The organism is Xanthomonas sp. CFBP 7698, from assembly GCF_003600855.1.
Classification (GTDB): Bacteria; Pseudomonadota; Gammaproteobacteria; order Xanthomonadales; family Xanthomonadaceae; genus Xanthomonas; species Xanthomonas cannabis.
On record NZ_PRDN01000001.1, the window covers coordinates 1,412,916 to 1,435,239 of the forward strand.

Sequence of the window (22,324 nt, forward strand, 5' to 3'; positions counted from 1 at the left end):
CCCGCATCCGGCGAGCAGCCGCCCGCCGTCCATCCCTGTGCGTGATGAGGAGAGACATCATGAAATACAGCACCACCCTGCTGTCCAGTGCGATTGCGTTGTCGTTGGCATTCAGTGCGCATGCCCAGCAGAGCGATGGCCAGCACGCCACCGACCTGGATGCGGTCCAGGTGGTCGGCATCCGTGCCAGCCTGGAAAAATCGCTCGACACAAAACGCAACAACACCGGCATTTCCGAGGCCATCACTGCCGAGGACATCGGCAAATTCCCGAGCACCAACGTGGCCGAAGCGCTATCGCAGATTCCTGGCGTCACCCTGGATCGCCGCTTCGGGCAAGGCGAACGCGTGAGCATCGACGGCACCGATCCCAGCCTCAACCTGTCGTTCCTGGACGGTCACCCGGTGGCACAGGCGATCTGGCTGTACGGCGAACAACCCAGCCGCGGCTTCGACTACACCTTGCTGGCACCGCAAATCCTGGGCCGCGCGGAAATCCTCAAATCCTCCGAAGCGCGACTGACCGAAGGCAGCCTGGGCGGCACGGTCCTGATGCATACGCGCCAGCCGCTGGACCTGGAGGCCAACGAGATCGCCGGTTCCATCGGCTACAGCTACAGCGACCAGGCCAGCACGGGCAAACCCAACGCGGCGCTGCTTTACAGCTGGAAGAACGCTGCAGACACCTTCGGAATCGCGGTCTCCGCGCAGCATTACCAAGAGCGCGTCGACCGCCGTGGCATGGAAGTCTTCGGCTACGCACCAGCCAGTACCTTCGCCAATGCCGCAGGTACGGTGCTGGCTGATGCGGACGTACCCAACTCGATCAATGCCGCCTGGTTCCAGCAGGACCGTGAGCGCGACAGTGCCGTGGTCAACCTGCAACTCAAGCCCAGCGATGCGCTGGAGTTCAACCTGAGCGGCCTGTACATCAATGAGAATTTCGACAACTACAACCAGTCGATGTACAGCTTTCTCACCTGGAACGCCGGCACGGTGGCGGCGGTGGACCAGCTGGGCGACGTGCGCAATGGCGTGGTGACCAGCGGCCACTCCAGCGCCAATGCCGATCCGCTCGGCGGCACGGTGATCTACGACAACAACGTGCGCGAATCGGAAGTCACCACCAAGGGCCTGGACCTGCGCGGCGCGTTCCGCGGCGACGGCTGGAGCTTGAACGGACAGGTGGGCCAGAGCAAATCGGAGAACACCGATCTGTCGCAATACTTCATCGAACCGTTCTACAACGGTGGCTTCAGCTGGGACACCCGCCGTGGCATCCGCTTCGACGACCCTGCAGCGGCGCGCAACCCGGCCAACTGGGGCTCGGCCGGCGGTTGGTTCGGCAACAACGGCATCTTCTCCACTGACAGCAAGGACACCTACGGCCAGCTGGATCTCAACCTGCAGTTCGACAGCGTGTTCAACCAATTGCTGCTGGGCGTGCGCCATGGCAAGCATGAAGAGCGCTTCGAGCTCAATGTCTACGGCGGTGTGACTCCGGGCACCCTGGCCGATGTGGGCACCATCGGGCTCACCGATCTGCAGGATTTCTATCCCGATCATGGCCGGCATGTGCAGGCGGGCCGCAACAATGTGCTGAACTGGATCCGCAACAGCCCGGTCGATTACAGCGCACCGGATCCGGCCAGCTATCTCAACAACAGCTGGGCGCTGGAGCAGACCAACAACGCAGCCTATGCGCAGCTGAATTTTTCCGGCGGCGGTGTGCGCGGCAACCTGGGTGTGCGCTATGTGGATTCCAAGACCGAGGGCAGCGGTTTCGTCTACAGCGGCACGCCCTCGCTGGCCAACGCCGACAGCCTGTGGCAGACCCGCACCCGCAAGGAAGACTTTCTGCTGCCTTCGCTGACGCTGTCGTACGACGCTGCCGACGATTGGGTGTTCCGCTTTGCGGCCGCCAAGGTGATCGCCTGGGCGCCCTACAACCAGATGGTCAACAACACCTTCCTCAACGACACCACCTTGACCGGCAGCGGCGGCAACGCGGAGTTGTCGCCCTACGAATCGTGGAATTTCAACCTGTCGGCCGAGTACTACTTCGCGCAGCAATCGGTGGTGGCCTGGTCGGTGTTCTACAAGAAGATCGACAACTACATCGACACCAGCGCCAGCGTGGAGCGCCAGTACAACGCGCTCCGCGACACCGCGCCGCAAAGCTGGGCGCAATTGCTCGGCAGCAACGGCTGTACCGCCGACGGCTATTGCGACTACAGCATCCAGCGGCCGCGCAATGCCGGCGACGGCAAGGTCAAGGGCTTCAACATTTCCTTCCAGCAACCGTTCGGCGACAGTGGCTTCGGCCTGACCGCCAACTACACCTACGCCAACGGCGAAAACAACACCGGCGATGCCCTGCCCTACCAATCGCGCAACAGCGTGGCGTTCAGCCCGTACTACGAAAAAGGCCCGCTCAATGCGCGGCTGACCTACAACTGGCGCGACAGCTATCTGGCCGGCGGCTATGTCGCCGGCGCGGCACCGGCCAGCGTGGACGACTATGCCGAATTGGGAGCAAGCATCGGCTATGCCTTCAGCCCCAACTGGTCGCTGCAGGTGGATGCGCAAAACCTGCTGGATGAAGAATATCTGCAGTATCTGGGCGACAAGGATCACCTGGCCGGCCGTTACAGGAGTGGGCGCCGTTACATGGCCAGCCTGCATGTGAAGTTCTGAAACGGGCAAGCAACGGCCGCACCGGCCATGGGTCGGTGCGGCCGTTGCTTGATGGGTTGGCAGCCGGCGCAGGTTTGCTGCGTGTCTTGTGTGTGCGCATAAGCCATTGCCGCCGACCGCCGCCGACACCACGCCACGACTCTTCGGCGTGTGAACTGCACGCCGCGCCGGCCGCCCGATGCGATCGGAGCGGCCGGCCTGCTGGTGGTGCGCTCTTGGTTCGGCGCGTGTACCCGACGACAGGCAACGCGCTGCCACACGTCAAATGCCGCTCAGCTCAGCCCCGCAGCGCCGCGACGCGCTGCGACAACTTCTTCGCAGACACGCCGGACTTGGCGCCCAGTTCCTGCGCAAATACCGACACACGCAGCTCTTCCAGATCCCAACGCAGCGATTGCCATTCCTCGCGCTGCTGCAAGCCGCGCGCGGCCGCGTCATCCAGCGCATCCACGAAGGGCTTGAGTTCGAGCATGCGCGCCTGGTCGCGCGCCGGGTCGCGCTTGGCCCGCTCGGTACGCAGGATCATCGCCCTGAGGTAACGCGGATAGTTGGCCAACGCCTCGGCCGGCGTGTCACGCAAGAACCCGGCATGCACCAGCGCACGCAACTGCTGCTCCATGTCGTCCAGATTGCCGCGTGCCCAGCCCATCAACGGCGCTTCCAGCAGAGGTTTGAGCTCGGCGACCGCCCCCAGGATGCTTTCGGCCAGGGTCAGCCGCGCCATCGCCTCGCCGAACAGCCGCCTGGTGGCATCGTCGCGACGTTGCGCAAATGCAGCCGGGTCGCGAATCGCAGCCAGTCCCTCGGCCAGCACCGCATTGAGCGCGGCATCGACCAGATCGCCACGCAGGCGCTCCTGCGATTCGATCGCCGCGTACAGCAAGCCGGTCTTGGGCGACACCGGCAATTGCTTGCGCGCCTGCTTGATCTTGTCGGCGAGCGCAATTTCCAGCAGACGCCGCACCCCGCGCGGATGCGCGCGCGCCGCCTCGTTGCGGTCGGCGAAGATGCGTAGTGCCGCGTTGTCGCCCTGATCCACCAACGCCGGATAGGCCGGCACACCGGCCTCGCCGGCCACCTGCTCGGGGATCGCAGCGGCCGGGAAATCGCGCAGACCTTCGGCGGCCAGCGCACGCCCGGCCCGCGCGGCAAATGCCTGGCCGGCGCGCTCGCCGAAGCGCGCGCGCAACCCGTCCAGATCGCGCGATTCGGCGAGCACCTTGCCGTCGTCGTCGCGCAGGCGCAGGTTCATCAGCAGATGCGTGTCAAGCGACTCCTCATCGAAATCCAGCGCCGCCACCTGCACACCGGTGGCCTTGGACAAAAACCGCGCCAGCTCGCCGCGGATGTCGTCGGCCGAGGGCAGGCTGTAGGCCTCGTAGAACGCACGCCCGAAGTCCGGCGCCGGCACGAAATTGCGCCGCAACGCCTTGGGCAGGCTGCGGATCAGCGCCGACGCCTTGTCGGCCACAAAGCCCGGTGCCAGCCACGACAGGCGCGCCGGGTCCAGCGCGTTGAGCAGGTGCAGCGGCACTTCCAGGGTGACACCGTCATCGACGGCACCCGGCTCGAAGCGGTAGTGCAACGGCAGCCGCGCATCGCCAAGCGGGAAATACTTCGGAAAGCGGTCCGCCTCGCTGCCTTCGCCCGGCAGCAGGTCGTTCAAGCTCCAATGCAGGCTGCGGCGCTTGTCCGGCGGCAGGGTCTTCCACCACGCATCCAGCCCGCTGGCCGAATGCAGCTCGGCCGGGATGCGATCCAGATACCAGCGCGCCTGCCAGCCTTCGTCGGCCATGATGCCGGCACGCCGCAGCTTTGCTTCTTCTTCGCGTGCCTGCTCCAGCACCTTGAGGTTGTCGGCGACGAAGGCCGCGCGCGTGTTGATCTCGCCGGTCACCAGGCCCTGGCGCACGAACAACTCGTGTGCGCCGGCCGGGTCGATCTTGCCGTAGTGCACCGGCTTCTTCGGTGCCAGTACCAGGCCGAACAGGCTGATCTGTTCGGAAGCGACCACCTGCCCCTGGGCGCGCGACCAATGCGCATCGAAGTGCTTGCGCGCCAGCAGGTGCCCCAGTTCGGCGATGGCCCAGTCCGGCTCGATCGCCGCGTTGGTCATGCCCCAGACCTTTTGGGTGTCCAGCAGCGTGGCCGCCAGGATCCACGGTGGCGGCTTGCGCGCCAGGGCCGAGCCGGGGAACGGCACGAACCGCCGCTGCCGGGCCGCCAGAAAGTCGCCCTTTTCGGTGCGGTGGCCGATCTGCGTGGGCAGGCCGGCCAGCAGCGCGCGATGCAGCGATTGATAGGCGGCCGCGCGTTCGCGCTCGCTGGTGCGTGCCGACACCTCGGCCGCGTCGGCCTGCCGGCTTGCCGCCGCGGGCGTACGCTGCAGCGCCGGCGCGGTGGGATCGGGCTTGCCTTCGCGCGCCAGGCGCGCGGCGCGATGCAGTTGCCCGCGCGTGGGCCGGTTGGCGTTGTGGCCGTCGTCGCGTGCCGGCGCACTGGCACCGGCCAGCAGCGGCGCCAGCACCGCGGTGGCCGGCTCTTCGTTCCAGCCGAGCTCCTCGCACAGCAGCCGCAATTGACGATGCAGCTCGCGCCACTCGCGCATGCGCAGGAAGCCGAGGAAATGCCGGCCGCACCAGTCGCGCAACTTGGATTGGGTGAGATCTTCGTGCACCTGCCGGTACGCTTCCCACAGGCGCAGGATGCCGACGAATTCCGAACGCGCATCGGCAAACAGCGCATGCGCGTTGTCGGCGGCCTCGCGTGCTTCGGGCGGGCGCTCGCGCGGGTCCTGGATGCCCAGGAAAGAGGCGATGATGATCATCTCGCGCAGGCACCCATGCTGCTGCGCGGCCACCAGCATGCGCGCCAGCTTGACGTCCACCGGCAGGCGCGCCATCTGCCGGCCGATGGCGGTCAGACGGCGTTCGGCATCGATCGCACCCAGTTCCAGCAACTGCTGCCAGCCATCGGCCACCGCACGTTCGTCCGGCGCTTCCAGAAACGGAAAGTCTTCGATCCGCCCCAGCCCCAACTGCAACATGCGCAGGATCACGCCCGACAACGACGAACGCCGGATCTCCGGGTCGGTGAACGCCGGGCGCGCAGCAAAGTCGGCTTCGGCATACAGCCGGTAGCAGATGCCCTCGGCGATGCGTCCGCAGCGGCCCATGCGCTGGTTGGCGCTGGCCTGCGAGATCGGCTCGATGTGCAGGCGGTCCAGCTTCTGGCGCGGGCTGTAGCGTTTGACCCGCGCAAACCCCGGGTCCACCACGTAGCGGATGCGCGGCACCGTCAACGAGGTCTCGGCCACGTTGGTGGCCAGCACCAGGCGCCGGCGCGGGCCGGGGTTGAAGACGCGGTCCTGGTCGGCCGCCGACAACCGCGCATACAGCGGCACCACTTCGGTGTCGCGGTATTTGCGCCGCTCCAGCGAATGATGCGCATCGCGGATCTCGCGCTCGCCCGGCAGGAACATCAGCACATCGCCACGCGGGTCGATGCGGGTGATTTCATCGATGGCCGCCACGATCGCATCGTTGACCGTGCGTTCGCCGTCGCGCCCGTTGCCGTCGTCGTCATCGCCGCCGGCCTCGCCCTCCAACGGGCGGTAGCGCACTTCCACCGGAAAGGTGCGCCCTTCCACGCTGATCACCGGCGCATTGTTGAAGTGCTGGGCGAAGCGCTCGGTATCGATGGTGGCCGAGGTGACGATCAGCTTCAGATCGGGGCGCTTGCTCAGCAATTGCTTGAGATAGCCCAGCAGGAAATCGATGTTGAGGCTGCGCTCGTGCGCCTCGTCCACGATGATGGTGTCGTAGGACGACAGCCAACGGTCGCTGGCGATTTCAGCCAGCAGGATGCCGTCGGTCATGAACTTGATGCGCGACTGCTCGCTCACCCGGTCGGTGAAGCGCACCTGGAAACCCACCGTGGTGCCCAATGGGGTCTTCAACTCGTCGGCCACGCGTGCCGCCACCGCACGCGCGGCAATCCGGCGCGGCTGGGTACAGCCGATCATGCCGGCCGCGCCGCGCCCGGCCGCCAGACACAGCTTGGGCAACTGGGTGGTCTTGCCCGAGCCGGTCTCGCCGGCAATGACCACCACCTGGTGGTCGCGGATCAGCGCAATGATGCGTTCGGCCTCGCGCGCAATCGGCAGCTGCTCGTCCAGCGTGATGGCGGGCAGTTGCTCGGCGCGCGCCTGGCGCTGCGCCTGCGATGCCGCCAGGGCTTGCTCGAACGCCTCGCGCACCTGCACATTGCCGGGCTTGCCCTGCCAGCGCGACCATAGGCCCAGCAGACGGCCACGGTCGCGGCTCATCGCGCCATCCACGGCACGGCGGCGCTCGCGCAAGGTATTGGCAAGGTCGGTATCGATAGCGCTCATTGATCGGAAAATGTGAAAGATTGAATGACGTTTGATCCTTTAGCCTGTCTATTGTGACGCCATAACTGTTCTGTCAGACACCAACCCTCAGAGGGACCATCCCATGTCCAAGAAAAAGAACGCCAACAAGCCCGTCATCGTCAACGATGCCCTGCCGGTTGCAGCCGCCTCGGCGCCGCATATCGATATCGGGATCAAGGACACCGATCGCAAGCAGATCTCCGACGGTCTGGCCCGCTACATGGCTGACGCCTTCACCCTGTACCTGAAGACCCACAACTTCCACTGGAATGTCACCGGGTCGATGTTCAACTCGCTGCACACCATGTTCGAGACCCAGTACACCGAGCAGTGGGGCGCGCTGGACGAAGTGGCCGAGCGCATCCGCGCCCTGGGCTACAACGCGCCGGGCTCGTATCGCGAATTCGTCGCGCTGACCTCGATCCCGGAAGAACCGGGCCTGAGCGACAGCGCCGACTGGCGCGAAATGGTGCGCCAGCTGGTCAGCGGCAACGAAGCGGTCTGCCGCACCGCACGCAAGGTGCTGGGCACCGCCGACGACGCCGGCGACGATCCGACCGTGGACCTGCTGACCCAGCGCCTGCAGACCCACGAAAAGTACGCCTGGATGCTGCGCTCGCTGCTGCAGTAAACCCTTGGGGCTTCGCCCCTTCGGGTTTGCCCAAGGTTTCGCTGTTGCGAGACCTTGGGCCCCTGCTCAACTGCCTGCCACACCCCGCGCCTTCGGCGCGCCCCCCTGACTCAGGGGGCGCAGCCATCTCCGCTTCGCGGACATGTCCCCCAACATTTGCGTTGCAAACATTGGGCCCCGCTACGCATCTCCACACCCCGCGCCTTCGGCGCGCCCCCTGACTCAGGGGGCTATTGGTGTTAGGTTCACGACGAGAGCGCATGGTGTACAGGCCCTGCAGGACGCAGCGGTCTTCTGCCACACCCGCTGCATCGATTACCGGAAATTGAGCCGCTGTCCCAGCGGGAGCGGCGTTGGGGTGAGGGTACGGAGCGAAGCCTCATGGCGCTTACTCCGCACAAGACTTCACACACTGCCGGCCATCCCCGTAGCCGCATCACGGCAATCCCTGATGCCGCTTCGCGCAATCCCGCACAGCATCGCACCAACCAGGGCTTGACCCGCACGGTATCCTAAGCGGATGTCTTCCCCCGCTCACGAACTGCTCAGCCGCGTCTTCGGTTACGACGACTTCCGCGGCCCGCAGCAGGCCATTGTCGAACACGTCGCTGCCGGCAACGACGCCCTGGTGCTGATGCCCACCGGCGGCGGCAAGTCGCTGTGCTACCAGGTGCCGGCACTGCTGCGCGATGGCATCGGCATCGTGGTCTCGCCGCTGATCGCGCTGATGCAGGATCAGGTCGAAGCCCTGCGCCAGCTCGGCGTGCGCGCCGAGTTCCTCAACTCCACGCTGGATGCAGAAAACGCGCAGCGGGTGGAGCGCGCCTTGTTGTCCGGCGATCTGGACCTGCTCTACGTCGCACCCGAGCGCCTGCTGACCCAGCGCTTCCTGTCCTTGCTGGAACGCAGCCGCATCGCGCTGTTCGCCATCGACGAAGCGCACTGCGTATCGCAGTGGGGCCACGATTTCCGCCCCGAATACCGCCAGCTCACCGTGCTGCACGAGCGCTGGCCACACATCCCGCGCATGGCGCTGACCGCTACCGCCGACCCGCCCACCCAGCGCGAAATCGCCGAGCGCCTGGATCTGGTCGAGGCGCGCCACTTCGTCAGCTCCTTCGACCGCCCCAACATCCGCTACACCGTGGTGCAGAAGGACAACGCGCGCAAACAGCTGCAGGAATTCCTCACCCGCCATCGTGGCTCGGCCGGCATTGTCTACGCGATGTCGCGGCGCAAGGTCGAAGAGACCGCCCAGCAGCTGTGCGCGCAGGGCTTCAATGCGCTGCCCTACCACGCCGGCCTGCCGGCCGAGGTCCGTGCCGAAAACCAGCGCCGTTTCCTGCGCGAGGACGGCATCATCATGGCCGCCACGATCGCGTTCGGCATGGGCATCGACAAGCCGGACGTGCGCTTCGTGGCGCACGTGGACCTACCCAAATCGCTGGAAGGCTACTACCAGGAAACCGGCCGCGCCGGCCGCGATGGCGACCCCGCCGAGGCCTGGCTCTGTTACGGCCTGGGCGATGTGGTGCTGCTCAAGCAGATGATCGAACAGGGCGAAGCGGCCGAGGAGCGCAAGCGCCTGGAGCGCGCCAAGCTCGACCACCTGCTGGGCTATTGCGAATCCATGCAATGCCGCCGCCAGGTGCTGCTGGCCGGCTTCGGCGAGACCTACCCCAAGCCCTGCGGCAACTGCGACAACTGCCTGACGCCCGCCGCCGCCTGGGACGCCACGGTGGCCTCGCAGAAAGCGCTCAGCTGCGTGTATCGCAGCGGCCAGCGCTTCGGCGTGGGCCATCTGATCGACATCCTGCGCGGCAGCGAGAACGAGCGCATCAAGCAGCTCGGCCATGACCAGCTGAGCACGTATGGCATTGGCCGCGATCTGGACGAACGCACCTGGCGCGGCGTGTTCCGCCAACTGGTGGCGGCCAGCCTGCTGGAGGTCGACAGCGAAGGCCATGGCGGCCTGCGCCTGACCGATGCCAGCCGTCAGGTGCTCAAGGGCGAGCGTCAGGTGATGATGCGGCGCGAAAACCCGGCCGCCGGGCGCGAGCGCAGCGCGCAGCGCACCGGCCTGCCGGTGCAACCGCAGGACCTGGTGCTGTTCAATGCCCTGCGCGGCCTGCGCGCAGAACTGGCCAAGGAGCAGAACGTGCCGGCCTTCGTGATCTTCCACGACAGCACCCTGCGCAATATCGCCGAACAACGGCCTACCAGCATCGACGCACTGTCGCGCGTCGGCGGTATCGGCGGCGGCAAACTGGCGCGTTATGGGGCGCAACTGATCGAGGTCGTGCGCGAGCAGGGTTGATGCAACAGCGTGCGTCATCGCGGTGGCGGCGCCGGCGCCGGCGCCGGCGCAAAAAATCCACGGAATCGACAGCGCGCATTCAATCGGCCGTTGCTAGTTTCACAAGGCGATCCAGCACGCGCTGTCAGTCCCTCTTGATGAGAGTCCACCCGATGAAACGCAGCCTGCTTCTCCTGGCCATTCTGTTTGCTGCCGGCAGCGCGCTCGCCCAGACTGGCGACGGCAGCGCCGAGCCCGCCAGTGCGCGGTCGCTGGACCTGAGCGTTCCGCAGGCCCCGGTGCAGTATCGGTCCGACCCGGAATACAGCACCGACCCGCCGGGCACCTACTATGGCGACAAGAGCGGGCCACGGCCTGCCCTGGCGCGCCCGAGTGCGGCATCGATCGCCGCCGAACGCGCCGAGCAATGCCAGGGCAAGCTGCATGGCGCTGTGGAGACCGGCATGGGCTACTCCAGTCGCGGCGGCAACAGCAACTGGCAGGCCGCCAATCTGAATTCCTGCAAGACCTATTACGACGACGACGGCAAAGCGCACCAGATCGGCGTCAGCATCAGCGTCGGGCGCGGCGAAGGCCCGGTCTTCGGCCCACGTTACGCCCCCGGTGGTTATGGTCCGGGCCCGTTCGGCTGGTAACCATACGGCTCCGTTTGCGTTGACGAGGGGTTCACTGCCGCATCGCTGAGAATGTGGCTTGCCTTACGAGACGCGCTCATGTCACAGAACAAGGAACGGCCGGTTGTATTCGTTGTCGAGGACGGCGACGGCACCCGACAACTCAGCTGCCTTGTCCTGGAAAGCTATGGCTTTACCTGCCGCAGTGCCGGCTCGGTCGAGGAAGCGTTGACCCTGATCGAAAGCGACCCGCGCGTGGACGTGCTGTTTTCGGACATCCATTTTCCCGGTGGCCTGACCGGTGTGGATCTGGCGCTGAAGACAGCGCATGCACCGTACAACCTGCCGGTGCTGCTGACGTCCGGCCTGGCGGTGGAATATGTCGAAGAGATCCTGCCCGACGGCGTGGCCTTCCTCGAAAAGCCCTACACCCCCGAGCAATTGTTGACCGCGATCCGAAGCGTGATGGCCAAGCGCCGCGTGCTGGCGGCGCCAAGCGCCTGACGCGTCGGGCCCGGCTGGACCGCGGCCCGCGCTTCCGGCATGACGCCTCAACCGTCGCGCGATGCGGCGGCGCCCGGAATTGAGCACGACACGCTGTGCCAAGGCTGCGTGGGCCACTGCAGCTCGCCGATGACAGCTTCAGTGCGGCCTGCCATGGCGCCGCACCGTCCAGGTCGATTGCTACGGACTCTGCCGCACTTCGATCCTGCGATAACCTGCAACGGTTACGCCCGGAGGCCGACGTGGCGAGGGAAGTCCATCGTAGGAATCGCCCCGATAGGCTGTCGGCGCTTTCCCGATTTACGTGACGCAGCTCGCATTTAAACTGCAGCGACCGGACGCGAGGCCTGTTGGGCCGCTCAACTCGCGAGGCGCCGAGCACGCCCCTGCCGGGACACTGCCATGGCAGTGCCAGTGCCATGTCGTGTTTCTTGCACCGGCGCCAGGCAACGCATATCTGTCGCCACGTGGGCGACGCACTGTCAGTCCCATGCCCCGCCAATGCAGGCAGCGTGCGGACGCTGTCGCTAGCGCGCGTGGTGCGGCGAGCATGCTGCTCCCTCGACTCATCTCTTGATCGCCTATCGGACAGGCCGATCGCATCGATCCGCCGACCTGTCGCGCCGTGTACAGCGCAGCGACGCCTCACGCAGGCGATCCGAGCGGATCTGCGCAGCTGCTGGACGATCGGCGCCGACGCGCCATGCGCGGTGCAGGCAATGGGTCATCCCGCATGCGTGATTGCATGCAGCACTCCGTCGCCTATGGACGGATGGCCTCGATGGAGTGCGTCCAGCCCTGCCACTGCGTCGCGCCAACGCAGCGCGTCGATCTGCACCTGCAGCGTATTTCACGCTATCAAGCAGGCCGCTCGCTAGGCTAACGCCAGTGCAGTGCTTCGCTGCAGACGACTTTCAGGAGATCCTCATGGGCGACAATTCGTTTCTATCACCGGCTTTCGTCATCCTGGTGATCGGCATCATCGCCGTCGTGTTCTGGCTGGTGACCCGCGCCAAGAAAAAGCGCAACAAGAAGTAAGCGTTCGGACACCGGCCCGCAACGCATGCCGCCGTGCATGCAACGCGCGGCCGGTCAGGCGCCGGTCGACAGCAGTCGGCCTTGGTCTGGCCACTTCCAACACGGCAGCAGCGTCGCGGTTAGTGGCGACAACTCGCCTGCCGGCACAGCCGGCCTGTCGAAGCCGGCAACACTGCCGGGGCAGCGGACAGCGTCAACGCCGTCTGCGCACACCAGACGCAACCTACGCCGCGCTTGCTCAAAAGCGCTCGCCTGCCGGCAGATAGCGCCACTGGCCGATGGCCAGCTTGCCCAACGAAACACGACCCACGCGCAGGCGGCGGATGCTCACCACCTCCAGCCCCACCTCGCCGCACATGAAACGCAGCTGGCCGGGCTGCACGTGCTTGATGGCAAAGCGCAGCCGCTCTTCGTTCTGCCAGCTCACCTTGCACGGCGGCAGGGTCCGTTGCTGATAGACCAACCCCTGCGCCAGCCTGGCCATGCCGTAGGGACGCAAGGCGCCACGCACTTCCACCAGGAATTCCTGCTCGATGGCGCTGGCATCGGCACTCAACCTACGCAGCACGCGCCCGTCCTGGGTCAGCACCAGCAGGCCGCTTGCCTCGTCCTCCAGCGGCAACGGCGTAGTGAGGCGCAGGAATTGGCGCCTGAGCACGCGCGTCGCGGAGTGGTCCAGCTCGCTGCGCGACTGCGGGCTCGCCAAGGCCACCGCGGCGTCGGCGGGCATGCCGGCCGGCTTGTGCAGCAACAAGGTGGCAGGCTCCGCCGGTGCCAGGACAGCGTCGGCGGCCAAGGTCACCTGCTCCGCCGTCGCCAACGCCTGCGGCTCTTCGACCACCACGCCATCCACACTGACCCAGCCGCCTTCGATGTACTGCTGCGCCTCGCCACGCGAGCAACCGTAGCGCGCAGCCACGCATTTGTCGAGACGGATCGGATCGGACATCGGGCGAGCTCAGCATCAGGGCACGGCAGTGTACGTGCTGGCTCTGCGGATGCGTGAGGCACCGGTCTGCAGCACCCGCCATGGCAATGGCGAACGCCGCTCGCGTACCGCCCCTGCCTGCCTGCCGCGTACGCCGGTGCATGCTTCTTCCATGCACGCCAAAATGGGAAACTCGGCGCTCACACAGGAGATCGCAGATGTTCATCCAGTTCGGCACCACCCGGGTCCGCCTCAACCATATTTCCGTCATCAGCGATCCGTTCAACGCCGGCGAAAACTTCGGCTCGTACTGCCACTCGGTGCGGGTCGGCCTGATCTCCGGCGAAGAGGTCTTTGCACGTTTCAACAGCGAAGCCGGTGCACAGCAGCTCCACGCCGACGTGTTGAAGGCGCTGGAAGGCTGACCTCCCGGCACCACACCGCATCGCGCGCGCCGGCGGGCGCTGCAGATCAGCGCCAGCATCGCGCCGCATGGAGCTGAGGTTTTCGCCCTATCGCAGCAGGGCGGCACGCTGCTCGGCGAAATGCGTTCGCCCGCTGTCCTGACGCGCGTTGTGCAATGCGGCGCCGTCTGATGCTGTTGTCGCCCGTGGGTGCGGCAAAACCGCTGTTCTGGGCCACCATCACACTGTCCATCGTTCTGCAGTTGGCACGCTACGGCCCATGCAAACACATCGAACGCGCCTGCCGGATCAGGCGCTGTCAGGGCCGGCTGGACAGCTGTCGGGGAATGTCTTGCGCGGGGTGAATCCGCTCTAACTATTTTCAGAACGGAAGCTTTAGCTCGTCCAGATTCTGCCGCTAGCTGGGCAAGACGCCAGAGCGGACGCACCCCGCATCCGCCAGGCGAAGCTGCACTACCTGGATGTGGAAATGAACGATTATCTGCAACGCCTCAACGTCGGCCGTCGCCTGGGCGCGGCCTTCGGCATCCTGATCCTGCTCTCTGGCCTGCTCGTGGCCGCCGGCCTGATCACCATGTCCAACGCCCGCTATGAGCTGGACACCATCGTCAACAACAACATGGAGCGGATCCGACTTTCTTCCGACATGCTCGATGCCAATACCAATGTGGCGATCGGTCTGCGCGACATCGTGATGGTCTCCGGCGAGGCGGCCAATCGCCGCGCCATGCAGATGATCGAAGACAATCGCACGCGCTACCGCCAGGCCCACGATGCGTTGGCGGCCATGCCCAGCAACGCTCGGGAAAAGGATGCGCTCAAGCTGGTGCAGGACAAGCGCGACGTCTCGGTCAAATTCAACAACCAGATCCTGGACTACGGCATCCACGACCAGAATCAGCAGGCACAGGCGCTGTTGCAGGGCGCTGCCGCCACCGCAATGAACGAACAGCAGGCGGCCATTGGTGCCAATGCCGCACTGGAACGACGCCTCAGCAAGGATGCCTATGCAGTGGCGGTCGCATCGATGCATCGTGGCAAGGTCATCCTGGCAAGCGGCGGCATCGCGGCGCTGGTCATCAGCACCTTGCTGGCATGGCTGATCACCCGCAGCCTCACCAGGCCACTGAGCCAGGCCACCCGCACTGCCGAAGCCATCGCTGCCGGCAACCTGCACAACGACGTCCACACCACCGCCAACGATGAAACCGGCCGTCTGCTGCAGGCGATGGACAAGATGCAGCTGCAGCTGCGCAACCTGATCACCGCACAGACCGACATGGCCAGGCGCCATGACGCCGGCCAGATCAGCTTCCGCATCGATGCCAGCGCATTTCCAGGCGACTACGGCCGCATGGCCAACGACACCAACCTGCTGGTTGCCTCGCACGTCGCCGTGCAGACCGACCTGGCACGCATTATGGGCCGCTACGCGGTGGGCGAGCTGTCAGAAGACATGCAGCCCTTGCCGGGCGAAAAAGCGCTGTTCAGCGACACCATGTCGCAGGTCAAACTCAACCTGTCGGCCATGAATCACGAGATCAAGCATCTGGCGCAGGCCGCGGCCAATGGCGACTTCAGCGCGCGCGGCGATGTCGAGCGTTTCCAGTTCGACTTCCGCATCATGGTCGAAAGCCTCAACCACCTGATGTCCACCGCAGACGGCAACCTGCAGTCCTTGTCGTCGCTGCTGCAGGCAATCGCCGCCGGCGACCTCACTGCACGCATGAGTGGCGAATTCCGCGGCGTCTTCGCGCAGATGCGTGACGATGCCAATGCCACCGCCAGCCAGCTGGCGCAGATCGTCGGCAACATCCAGCAATCGGCGGTGTCGATCAATGCAGCGGCCAGCGAGATCGCGGCGGGCAACCAGGATCTTTCGCAACGCACCGAGCAGCAGGCCGCCAACCTGGAAGAAACCGCTGCCTCGATGGAAGAGCTGACCTCCACGGTCAGACAGAACGCCGAGAGCGCGCGCCAGGCCAACCAGCTGGCCATCGGCGCCGCACGCGTGGCCTCGCAGGGCGGCGATGTGGTGGGCAAGGTCGTCGAGACCATGAGCGGCATCGAAGCCTCGTCCAAGAAGATTTCCGACATCATTTCCGTCATCGACGGCATCGCGTTCCAGACCAACATCCTGGCGTTGAACGCTGCGGTGGAAGCCGCACGTGCGGGTGAGCAAGGCCGCGGCTTTGCGGTGGTGGCATCGGAAGTCCGCACGCTGGCGCAGCGCTCCTCCGGTGCGGCCAAGCAGATCAAGGATCTGATCGACGATTCGGTGCAGCGCGTGGCCGAAGGCTCGGCGCTGGTGCACAGCGCCGGCAAGACTATGGGCGATGTCGTCGCAAGCGTGCAACGCGTGACCGACATCATGGGCGAAATTTCCGCAGCCTCGCAGGAACAGTCTGCCGGCATCGAGCAGGTCAACCAGACCATCACCCACATGGACGAAACCACGCAGCAAAATGCGGCGCTGGTGGAAGAAGCCACTGCCGCCGCACGCGCCATGGAAGAACAGGCCGTCCAGCTCACCGATGCGGTGGCCATCTTCCGGATCGAAACAGCCGCAATACGGCAGGCCGACCCGCGCGTAGCCACACCGGTCGCGCAGCTGTTGAGCAAGGTCCGCAGCGCCTAGCGCCGCCGCGCTACGTTGGCTTGCAGCGATGTCGGCGCTGGCCGACATCGCTGCAAGCTGCGGGCGTCGACAACACACCGGTCCAAGCTCCTTTCCGTCTGCACTCGGCGCGTGATCGGGGGCAAACGCAGCTGCCAGCGGTGATGCGCGCGCTGGGAATGGGCTCACGCGCCCGGCGCCTGAGTCGCTCTGATTCTCTACCGGGTCAGTGCGCGCACGGTCTTGACGTGCGTGCACGGCAACCCGATCACCCGACTTTGATGCCCTGCTCCAGCAGCGACAACGCCTGTTGCAGGTCACGGAACTGGAACGGCTTCTGCAGCCCATGCCGGTGCCGGAACTTCTCCGGGATTCCGCTCTGCGCATAGCCGGTCACGAAGATATACGGCACGCCGCGCGCATCCAGTTCTTCTGCGATGGGAAACGACAGCGTTCCGCCCAGGTTGACGTCCAGCACCGCCAGATCCAGGTGGCCTTGCTGCACGACCGCCAGTGCCGTATCGACGTCACCGACGGTCGCTGCGACTTCGTAGCCCAGCTCGGCCAGACAATCTTCCAGCAGCATCGCAACCAGCGATTCGTCTTCGACCAGCAACACGCGCATGGTCACGGCTGCACCTCGGCAAGCTCGACCGGCAATGGGATCGATACGCGGAAGCACACGCCGGCAGGGTCGAACGACAGATCCACTTCGCCCTTGAGATCATGCTTCAAGCCGCGCTCCAACAGCCGCGAGCCGAAGCCCTTGCGCGTCGGCGGTTGCACACGCGGCCCGCCGGACTCCTGCCAGACCAGCTCAAGCAGCGCCTGTCCATCGCGGACGTGGCGCTCCCACACGATCCGCACCGCACCTTCGGACGAGGACAGCGCACCGTACTTCAGCGCATTGGTGCACAGCTCGTGCAGCGCCATCGACAAGGCCAGTGCGCGCCGCGGATCGAGACGGCAGGACTCGCCCTGCAGGGTGAAGCGCTGGCTGTCGCGCGATTCGTAGAGCGTCGCCGCATCGCGGGTGAGCTCCAGGATATCGGCGCTGACCCAGTTTTCCCGCGTCAGCGTATCGTGCGCACGCGACAGCGCCAGCAGGCGCGCATCGATCTTCTCCTGCGCATCGGCCAGGCTGTCGGCATTGTTGAATGACTGCCGCGCCAGCGACTGCACCATCACCAGCGAATTCTTGACCCGGTGGTTGAGCTCGTTGATCAACAGCTGCAGGTGTTGCTCGTGCTGTTTGTGTTCGGTGATGTCGCGCGTGGCGCCGGCAATGGCCTCCACTTCCCCGTCGGGCCCGAAGACCGGCGTAAAGATGTAATCGTAGATCCGCAATCCCTTGACCGTATGCGGAAATGGCACTTCACCACGCAGCGGCTGGCCGGTTGCGATGACGCGCTCGATTTCTTCGTCGTGCATCGCGGCATGCCAGGGCTCATACCCGATCTCCAGGCAGGTCTTTCCACATGCCTCTTCCCAGCGCATGCCCCACATCGTCAGCAATGCCTGATTGGCGTAGACGAAACGGTGCTGGGTGTCGAACACATATAAAAGGTCCGGCGTTGCCTGCAACAAGGCCTCGTAGATACGAGACTTTGCGGCGTCTTCCTGGTGCTCGGCCATTTACGTCGTGGTCCTGAAGTTGGACGGCACAATAATGCGATTGCCGTGAACGCACGATCATGCCTATATCGGCATCAGAATGGGCCAAAGCGCCAGGCCTTATCCTGACTAATATGCTTTTATAGTTATACCAATGCGGTTCGCTCTGAATGAAGCGGACTCAACAAATTGGTATGGTCCACGCTACGCGGCATCTGTGCACGACTCCTTGTAGCGACATGACGCCTTGTCGCACCGTGCGCGCAACCTCGCTTAGCCATCGACGCCAGATACGCGGCATACACACGTTTGACCCAGCATTGGGAGCCAACGCGGCGCCGGTTCATCGACGTGACCCGATCCACGCCGGGAGGGCTCCGGGCGGTCACTCAACCTGACGACTTACCAACCGCATCCGCCCGCTTCATCGAATGCAATTACCGGGGCTAGCCTGTTTTTTTTCTGCCTCAAACAAATCCTCGCGACAGATAGGGTGTTGCGATATGCGAATCAGCGACGCGCCGTTTTTCGCTACATCGTTGCGCCAGATAATCGCATCGCAGGCATGCAGCCTTCAGCGTGAGATGTCGATTTGGCTTGGCCAGCGACCGGCTAATCCGCAGTTTTATCGCTCTGCCGACGCCAAAGCAGCCGTCCTCTGAATGCCCGAATAACCCATTATCCAAGGCAAAGCCATCGTCATATGAGCGACTTGTCCGCGCCGTAGCCTCGCGCCCGGATTCAGTGTCTCCACCCACTCAGCAGGGTCGCCCAGATGAAAACATGCGCGTGTTCGTCCAGAAACTTCTTCCAGAACGCCATGCTGTTCGGCGCCCTGATGTCCGCTACGTTGGCCACCGCGGCCTCTGCGACGTCGTTGCATGCCGTTTCCCGTACCGATCAGATGAGGTCATTCAAAACCGGCGGGCCGAGCAGATCCGAAGTCTTCGATCAACAATGGGCAGAAGGCGCAGCGCAATGCCGTGAGTCCTTTCCGCAAACCACATCGGTGCAGCTGGGCCGGGTCGACAGCCGCGCGATCAATGCAAGAACGTTCCAGGTCACCGGAAAGTGGATCTGCAGGGGTTGATCGCTCGGCAGTCGGTGGCCCTGCCCGTCGAGCTGATGCATGCCCTGGTGATGCAATCGCCCCCGGCGCTTGTGCTGTGCCTGCAGACGCGGCGCAGCGCAGCCGCCGCCGCGTAGCCGTCCAGTGAGTGTCAGCGCGCGTGGGGCCGCGGTGCATCGAATCACATGACCTGCAAGCACGGCTCCATCCGTAATCGCCGTCGGCGCCACGCGTGCCGCGACCGTGGCCAGCGTTTTCCGTCTCATGATGAAGCGCCATGCATCCATCGGCGGCACGATGCTCTACCCGACAGGATCACTGCGCCCTCGCACGGCGGCAGGCTGGTCGCGCGTATCGCCGTTGCCGCCATGCGCGGCGATAAACATGGCCACGGCCGACCGGCAATAGCTGTGGATTTCGGTAGCGTCCTGCGCCTTTGCCTCATCAAAACGCGCGATCATCAAAAGATCGGATCCTTTGATGAGCGCCGCAAACAAGCGGGCAGACCGGGCAGGATCGGGCACGTGCAGGGCCGCCTTCGCGTGCAGCTGCCGCAACAGCGTCTCGATGCTGGCAATGATATGGCCGGCGCCGGCGGCGTAATGCAGCTTGCTCAATTCCCGTTGATTGGTCTTGTCCGCCATGACCATGGCTTCGACACCGCGCACGTCCGCACGCATCAATGTGCGAAGCAACAATGATCCCGCCGCCACGAGCTGATCCTCGGCTGAGCCGTCGGTGCATTCAAGCAGCCCCTGAGGTACGAGCTGATGGCAGCGCGCGGCGATGGCAGCGCTGAACAGCGCTTCCTTGTTCTCGAAGTGCCGATAGATGCTCAGCTTGGATATCTTCGCGCGCTGGGCCACCTTGTCCAAGGTCGCCGCTTCGAAACCCAATTCCATGAAGAGGTCGAACGCCGCGTCGGCAATCGTCTGGCCGAGCGCCGCATTGGCGGGTCGGCCACGCCGGGGCTGAGCGCTGTTGTTCGCCACAATTGAGTCCTTGACAGTATCCGAATTCCGTAATTAGGATACCACGCAGTTTCTTAAATCTGGACGTCTTACGCTGGATCGATGCTGTCCTCGAAGTCGCTACCGAACCTTCTTGCGGCATCAAAGGCGACCTCGTCAAGGGTATCGGCGGACGTCTCTGCCCGGATCACCAGGTCTTGCCATCGCTGTCTGGGCAAGCAGCAGCCAACGATCATCTGCCAACTCACTTCCCTCCCGCTGCAACTCGGAACTCTCTATGGATGACGTCATCATCATCGGCGGCAGCTTCGCCGGGCTCGCCGCCGCGCTGCAGCTGGGTCGTGCCCGCCGGGCGGTCACGGTGTTGGATACCGGCCTGCAGCGCAACCGCTTCGCCGGCCACTCGCATGGCCTGCTCGGCCACGATCACAAGCCGCCGTCGGACATCCTGGCGGAAGCACGCAAACAGCTGGAGCGCTATCCCACGATCAGGCTGGTCAATGCCCGCGCCGACAGCATCTCCGGCGCCATCGACGATTTCTCCGTGCGTGTTGATGAGGAAGGCCGTCTCACCGCGCGCCGCCTGATCCTGAGCTATGGCGTCGCCGATCAGATGCCGGATATTCCGGGTTTTGCTGAAGGCTGGGGCAAGTCCATCGTGCCCTGCCCCTATTGCGATGGCTATGAAGTCGCCGACAGGCATTGGGGCCTTATCTGGTCCGGCCCGCAGTCGCTGAATCATGTCCGCCTCTACCGCGACTGGACTGACACGCTGACGGTCTTCGCCGATGGTCACGACATTCCAGCCGAGGTCCGGGCGGACCTGGCGCGCCGCAAGCGACCTGTCGTCGATGGCCGGATCACCGAGATCGCTCATCATGGGGGCCACAACGCTATCGTCAACGTCGATACCGGCGCTGTCGTCCCGGTCGACATCCTGTTCGCGCATCCGCGCAACACGCCGTCCGCGAGCCTGCATGAGCCACTCGGGCTGGACACGGTCACGACCCCGCTAGGCGTCGCCATCAAGGTCGACGAGCGCCGCGAAACCAGTACGCCCGGCATCTACGCCGCTGGCGATCTTGCAAATCCCGCGATGGCCTCGGTCACCCTGGCAGTCGCGCATGGCGCGACAGCGGGCATCTCTGCCCAGCAGTCGATGCTGGTGTAAGCCCGAGCCCTGGCACGTGCGCCATCCACGCAACACGCGTCCTGCAGTCGCGCAGCGCGACGCGGCTTTCAGTTTCTCGAACAAAGACAAGGATCAAACTGAGGCGCAGCTTGATCGGGGACTTCGATGCCGCATCGGCCTTCGCAACGTGTGCCAGTGGCAGAGCCACCCCGGCGCAACGAGTGGCCATGGCGTTGCTCCACTCGCTTCGTCGCGGAGCCCTTGCGGCAAGATTTCGCGGGACACAAAAAAGGCGCCCAAGGCGCCTTTCAAGCTGGTGATCCGATTGGTGGGCCGTGATGGATTCGAACCATCGACCAAAAGATTAAAAGTCTTCTGCTCTACCGACTGAGCTAACGGCCCATTACCCGACTGTGCGTCGGGGTGCGCATTCTACCCTACACCGGCGTCAAGACGAAATCGCGTAGTGCGTGGGATCCTGAACTCCCGCGTCGGCGAAGCCGGCTGCGCGCAGCCGGCAGGCGTCGCAGTGGCCGCAGGCACGTCCGTCGGCATCGGCGCGGTAGCAGGACACGGTCAGCCCGAAATCCACGCCCAGGCGCACGCCTTCGCGCACGATGTCGGCCTTGCTGAGGAACTGCAGCGGGGCGTGGACGCGCAAGCCTGCACCTTCCACACCGGCCTTGGTGGCCAGATTGGCGAGCACTTCGAAGGCACGGACGAACTCGGGCCGGCAGTCCGGATAGCCGGAGTAGTCCACGGCATTGACGCCGCAGAACAGGTCGTTGGCACCCACCACTTCGGCCCAGCCTAGCGCCAGCGACAGCATGATGGTATTGCGTGCGGGCACGTAGGTGACCGGAATCCCCTCGCCGCCTGCATCGGGCACCTCGATGTCGTCGGTCAGCGCCGAGCCGCCGATGCTGCGCAGGTCCACATCGACCACCTTGTGCGCCGCCACGCCCTGCGCCGCCGCCACCCGCGCGGCCGCATCCAGCTCGGAGGTATGGCGCTGACCGTAGCGCACGCTCAGCGCGTAGACGGCAAAGCCCTGTTCCTGCGCTAGCGCAATGACGGCGGCAGAATCCATGCCTCCGGACAACAACACGACAGCTTTTTTCATGACCAATCAGACGATGACAGCAGAAAGGGAAGGCTAGCAGGCTCGGTCCGCGATGGGTTAACGCAGCCGATGGCGCCGACGACTTTTGGTCGTCTGGTCGATGACGCGGCCCCATCCCGTCGCACCATCCAGACGCGTCGAGTCGACGGGTAGCGACAACTTACCGCGCGATCCCGCGCGCAGGCAGCAGTGCAGCGGCATCGAGAGGCAACGCCATGTCCAGCTGCCAGA

At 64.9% G+C, this 22,324-nt stretch carries 15 protein-coding genes and 1 tRNA gene; 9 read left to right on the forward strand and 7 right to left on the reverse strand.

From position 1 onward, the window contains the following. The first annotated feature begins 59 nt into the window (after positions 1-59). Positions 60-2,696, forward strand: coding sequence for a TonB-dependent receptor (locus XnspCFBP7698_RS05980; RefSeq protein WP_104579871.1), 2,637 nt, complete (start codon positions 60-62; stop codon positions 2,694-2,696). Between the two features lie 277 nt (positions 2,697-2,973). Here XnspCFBP7698_RS05980 and hrpA read toward each other — a convergent pair whose 3' ends face one another. Further along, a complete protein-coding gene (gene hrpA / locus XnspCFBP7698_RS05985) occupies positions 2,974-7,089 on the reverse strand; it encodes an ATP-dependent RNA helicase HrpA (protein ID WP_104579872.1) in 4,116 nt (1,371 codons plus the stop codon). 103 nt (positions 7,090-7,192) lie between these two features. Between hrpA and XnspCFBP7698_RS05990 the strand changes: the two genes are divergently transcribed. The 4 genes from XnspCFBP7698_RS05990 to XnspCFBP7698_RS06005 all read left to right on the forward strand — a co-directional run bounded on the left by XnspCFBP7698_RS05990 (position 7,193) and on the right by XnspCFBP7698_RS06005 (position 11,176). Continuing rightward, entirely contained in the window at positions 7,193-7,741 is a 549-nt protein-coding gene (locus XnspCFBP7698_RS05990) for a Dps family protein (protein WP_039410975.1), read from the forward strand. Between the two features lie 520 nt (positions 7,742-8,261). Continuing rightward, complete coding sequence (gene recQ / locus XnspCFBP7698_RS05995) at positions 8,262-10,058, forward strand: DNA helicase RecQ (protein WP_047695276.1); 1,797 nt, start codon at positions 8,262-8,264, stop codon at positions 10,056-10,058. 152 nt (positions 10,059-10,210) lie between these two features. Further along, positions 10,211-10,693: a hypothetical protein gene (locus XnspCFBP7698_RS06000; protein ID WP_047695277.1), complete on the forward strand. Its 483-nt coding sequence runs from the start codon at positions 10,211-10,213 to the stop codon at positions 10,691-10,693. Positions 10,694-10,771: 78 nt separating this feature from the next. Beyond that, a complete protein-coding gene (locus tag XnspCFBP7698_RS06005; RefSeq protein ID WP_104579873.1) occupies positions 10,772-11,176 on the forward strand; it encodes a response regulator in 405 nt (134 codons plus the stop codon). Positions 11,177-12,452: 1,276 nt separating this feature from the next. On the opposite strand, the gene XnspCFBP7698_RS06015 is transcribed toward XnspCFBP7698_RS06005, so the two are convergent. Next, entirely contained in the window at positions 12,453-13,163 is a 711-nt protein-coding gene (locus tag XnspCFBP7698_RS06015) for an rRNA pseudouridine synthase (RefSeq protein ID WP_104579874.1), read from the reverse strand. Between the two features lie 197 nt (positions 13,164-13,360). Here XnspCFBP7698_RS06015 and XnspCFBP7698_RS06020 point away from each other — a divergent pair, with 197 nt between their 5' ends. Together XnspCFBP7698_RS06020 and XnspCFBP7698_RS06025 are read left to right on the forward strand one after the other, a co-directional pair. Next, a complete protein-coding gene (locus XnspCFBP7698_RS06020) occupies positions 13,361-13,567 on the forward strand; it encodes a hypothetical protein (RefSeq protein ID WP_039410964.1) in 207 nt (68 codons plus the stop codon). Positions 13,568-14,036: 469 nt separating this feature from the next. Further along, positions 14,037-16,205, forward strand: coding sequence for a methyl-accepting chemotaxis protein (locus tag XnspCFBP7698_RS06025; protein WP_104579875.1), 2,169 nt, complete (start codon positions 14,037-14,039; stop codon positions 16,203-16,205). A gap of 247 nt (positions 16,206-16,452) precedes the next feature. Here XnspCFBP7698_RS06025 and XnspCFBP7698_RS06030 read toward each other — a convergent pair whose 3' ends face one another. Together XnspCFBP7698_RS06030 and XnspCFBP7698_RS06035 are read right to left on the reverse strand one after the other, a co-directional pair. After that, positions 16,453-16,815: a response regulator gene (locus tag XnspCFBP7698_RS06030; RefSeq protein ID WP_047695280.1), complete on the reverse strand. Its 363-nt coding sequence runs from the start codon at positions 16,813-16,815 to the stop codon at positions 16,453-16,455. Continuing rightward, positions 16,812-17,819: an HWE histidine kinase domain-containing protein gene (locus XnspCFBP7698_RS06035; protein WP_104579876.1), complete on the reverse strand. Its 1,008-nt coding sequence runs from the start codon at positions 17,817-17,819 to the stop codon at positions 16,812-16,814. Before XnspCFBP7698_RS06035 ends, XnspCFBP7698_RS06030 begins: the two co-directional genes overlap by 4 nt. A gap of 799 nt (positions 17,820-18,618) precedes the next feature. Here XnspCFBP7698_RS06035 and XnspCFBP7698_RS21720 point away from each other — a divergent pair. Then, complete coding sequence (locus tag XnspCFBP7698_RS21720) at positions 18,619-18,888, forward strand: hypothetical protein (RefSeq protein WP_233548929.1); 270 nt, start codon at positions 18,619-18,621, stop codon at positions 18,886-18,888. 281 nt (positions 18,889-19,169) lie between these two features. On the opposite strand, the gene XnspCFBP7698_RS06045 is transcribed toward XnspCFBP7698_RS21720, so the two are convergent. Then, a complete protein-coding gene (locus tag XnspCFBP7698_RS06045) occupies positions 19,170-19,859 on the reverse strand; it encodes a TetR/AcrR family transcriptional regulator (RefSeq protein ID WP_199680052.1) in 690 nt (229 codons plus the stop codon). Between the two features lie 256 nt (positions 19,860-20,115). Here XnspCFBP7698_RS06045 and XnspCFBP7698_RS06050 point away from each other — a divergent pair, with 256 nt between their 5' ends. Then, a complete protein-coding gene (locus XnspCFBP7698_RS06050; protein ID WP_104579878.1) occupies positions 20,116-21,009 on the forward strand; it encodes an NAD(P)/FAD-dependent oxidoreductase in 894 nt (297 codons plus the stop codon). A gap of 287 nt (positions 21,010-21,296) precedes the next feature. Here XnspCFBP7698_RS06050 and XnspCFBP7698_RS06055 read toward each other — a convergent pair. Next, positions 21,297-21,372, reverse strand: a tRNA-Lys gene (locus XnspCFBP7698_RS06055). 46 nt (positions 21,373-21,418) lie between these two features. Next, positions 21,419-22,093 carry a 7-cyano-7-deazaguanine synthase QueC gene (queC, locus tag XnspCFBP7698_RS06060; RefSeq protein ID WP_104579879.1) on the reverse strand — a complete coding sequence of 225 codons (675 nt, stop codon included), beginning with the start codon at positions 22,091-22,093 and terminating at the stop codon, positions 21,419-21,421. Between the last annotated feature and the right edge of the window lie 231 nt (positions 22,094-22,324).

What these genes read in the sequence shown, in the direction of transcription:
- XnspCFBP7698_RS06005 (WP_104579873.1), top strand. Translation starts at nt 10,772, where the DNA reads ATGTCACAGAACAAGGAACGGCCGGTTGTATTCGTTGTCGAGGACGGC.
- XnspCFBP7698_RS06035 (WP_104579876.1), bottom strand. Translation starts at nt 17,819, where the DNA reads ATGGCCGAGCACCAGGAAGACGCCGCAAAGTCTCGTATCTACGAGGCC.
- XnspCFBP7698_RS06025 (WP_104579875.1), top strand. Translation starts at nt 14,037, where the DNA reads ATGAACGATTATCTGCAACGCCTCAACGTCGGCCGTCGCCTGGGCGCG.
- XnspCFBP7698_RS21720 (WP_233548929.1), top strand. Translation starts at nt 18,619, where the DNA reads ATGCTGTTCGGCGCCCTGATGTCCGCTACGTTGGCCACCGCGGCCTCT.
- recQ (WP_047695276.1), top strand. Translation starts at nt 8,262, where the DNA reads ATGTCTTCCCCCGCTCACGAACTGCTCAGCCGCGTCTTCGGTTACGAC.
- XnspCFBP7698_RS06000 (WP_047695277.1), top strand. Translation starts at nt 10,211, where the DNA reads ATGAAACGCAGCCTGCTTCTCCTGGCCATTCTGTTTGCTGCCGGCAGC.
- queC (WP_104579879.1), bottom strand. Translation starts at nt 22,093, where the DNA reads ATGAAAAAAGCTGTCGTGTTGTTGTCCGGAGGCATGGATTCTGCCGCC.
- hrpA (WP_104579872.1), bottom strand. Translation starts at nt 7,089, where the DNA reads ATGAGCGCTATCGATACCGACCTTGCCAATACCTTGCGCGAGCGCCGC.
- XnspCFBP7698_RS06050 (WP_104579878.1), top strand. Translation starts at nt 20,116, where the DNA reads ATGGATGACGTCATCATCATCGGCGGCAGCTTCGCCGGGCTCGCCGCC.
- XnspCFBP7698_RS05990 (WP_039410975.1), top strand. Translation starts at nt 7,193, where the DNA reads ATGTCCAAGAAAAAGAACGCCAACAAGCCCGTCATCGTCAACGATGCC.
- XnspCFBP7698_RS06020 (WP_039410964.1), top strand. Translation starts at nt 13,361, where the DNA reads ATGTTCATCCAGTTCGGCACCACCCGGGTCCGCCTCAACCATATTTCC.
- XnspCFBP7698_RS06015 (WP_104579874.1), bottom strand. Translation starts at nt 13,163, where the DNA reads ATGTCCGATCCGATCCGTCTCGACAAATGCGTGGCTGCGCGCTACGGT.
- XnspCFBP7698_RS05980 (WP_104579871.1), top strand. Translation starts at nt 60, where the DNA reads ATGAAATACAGCACCACCCTGCTGTCCAGTGCGATTGCGTTGTCGTTG.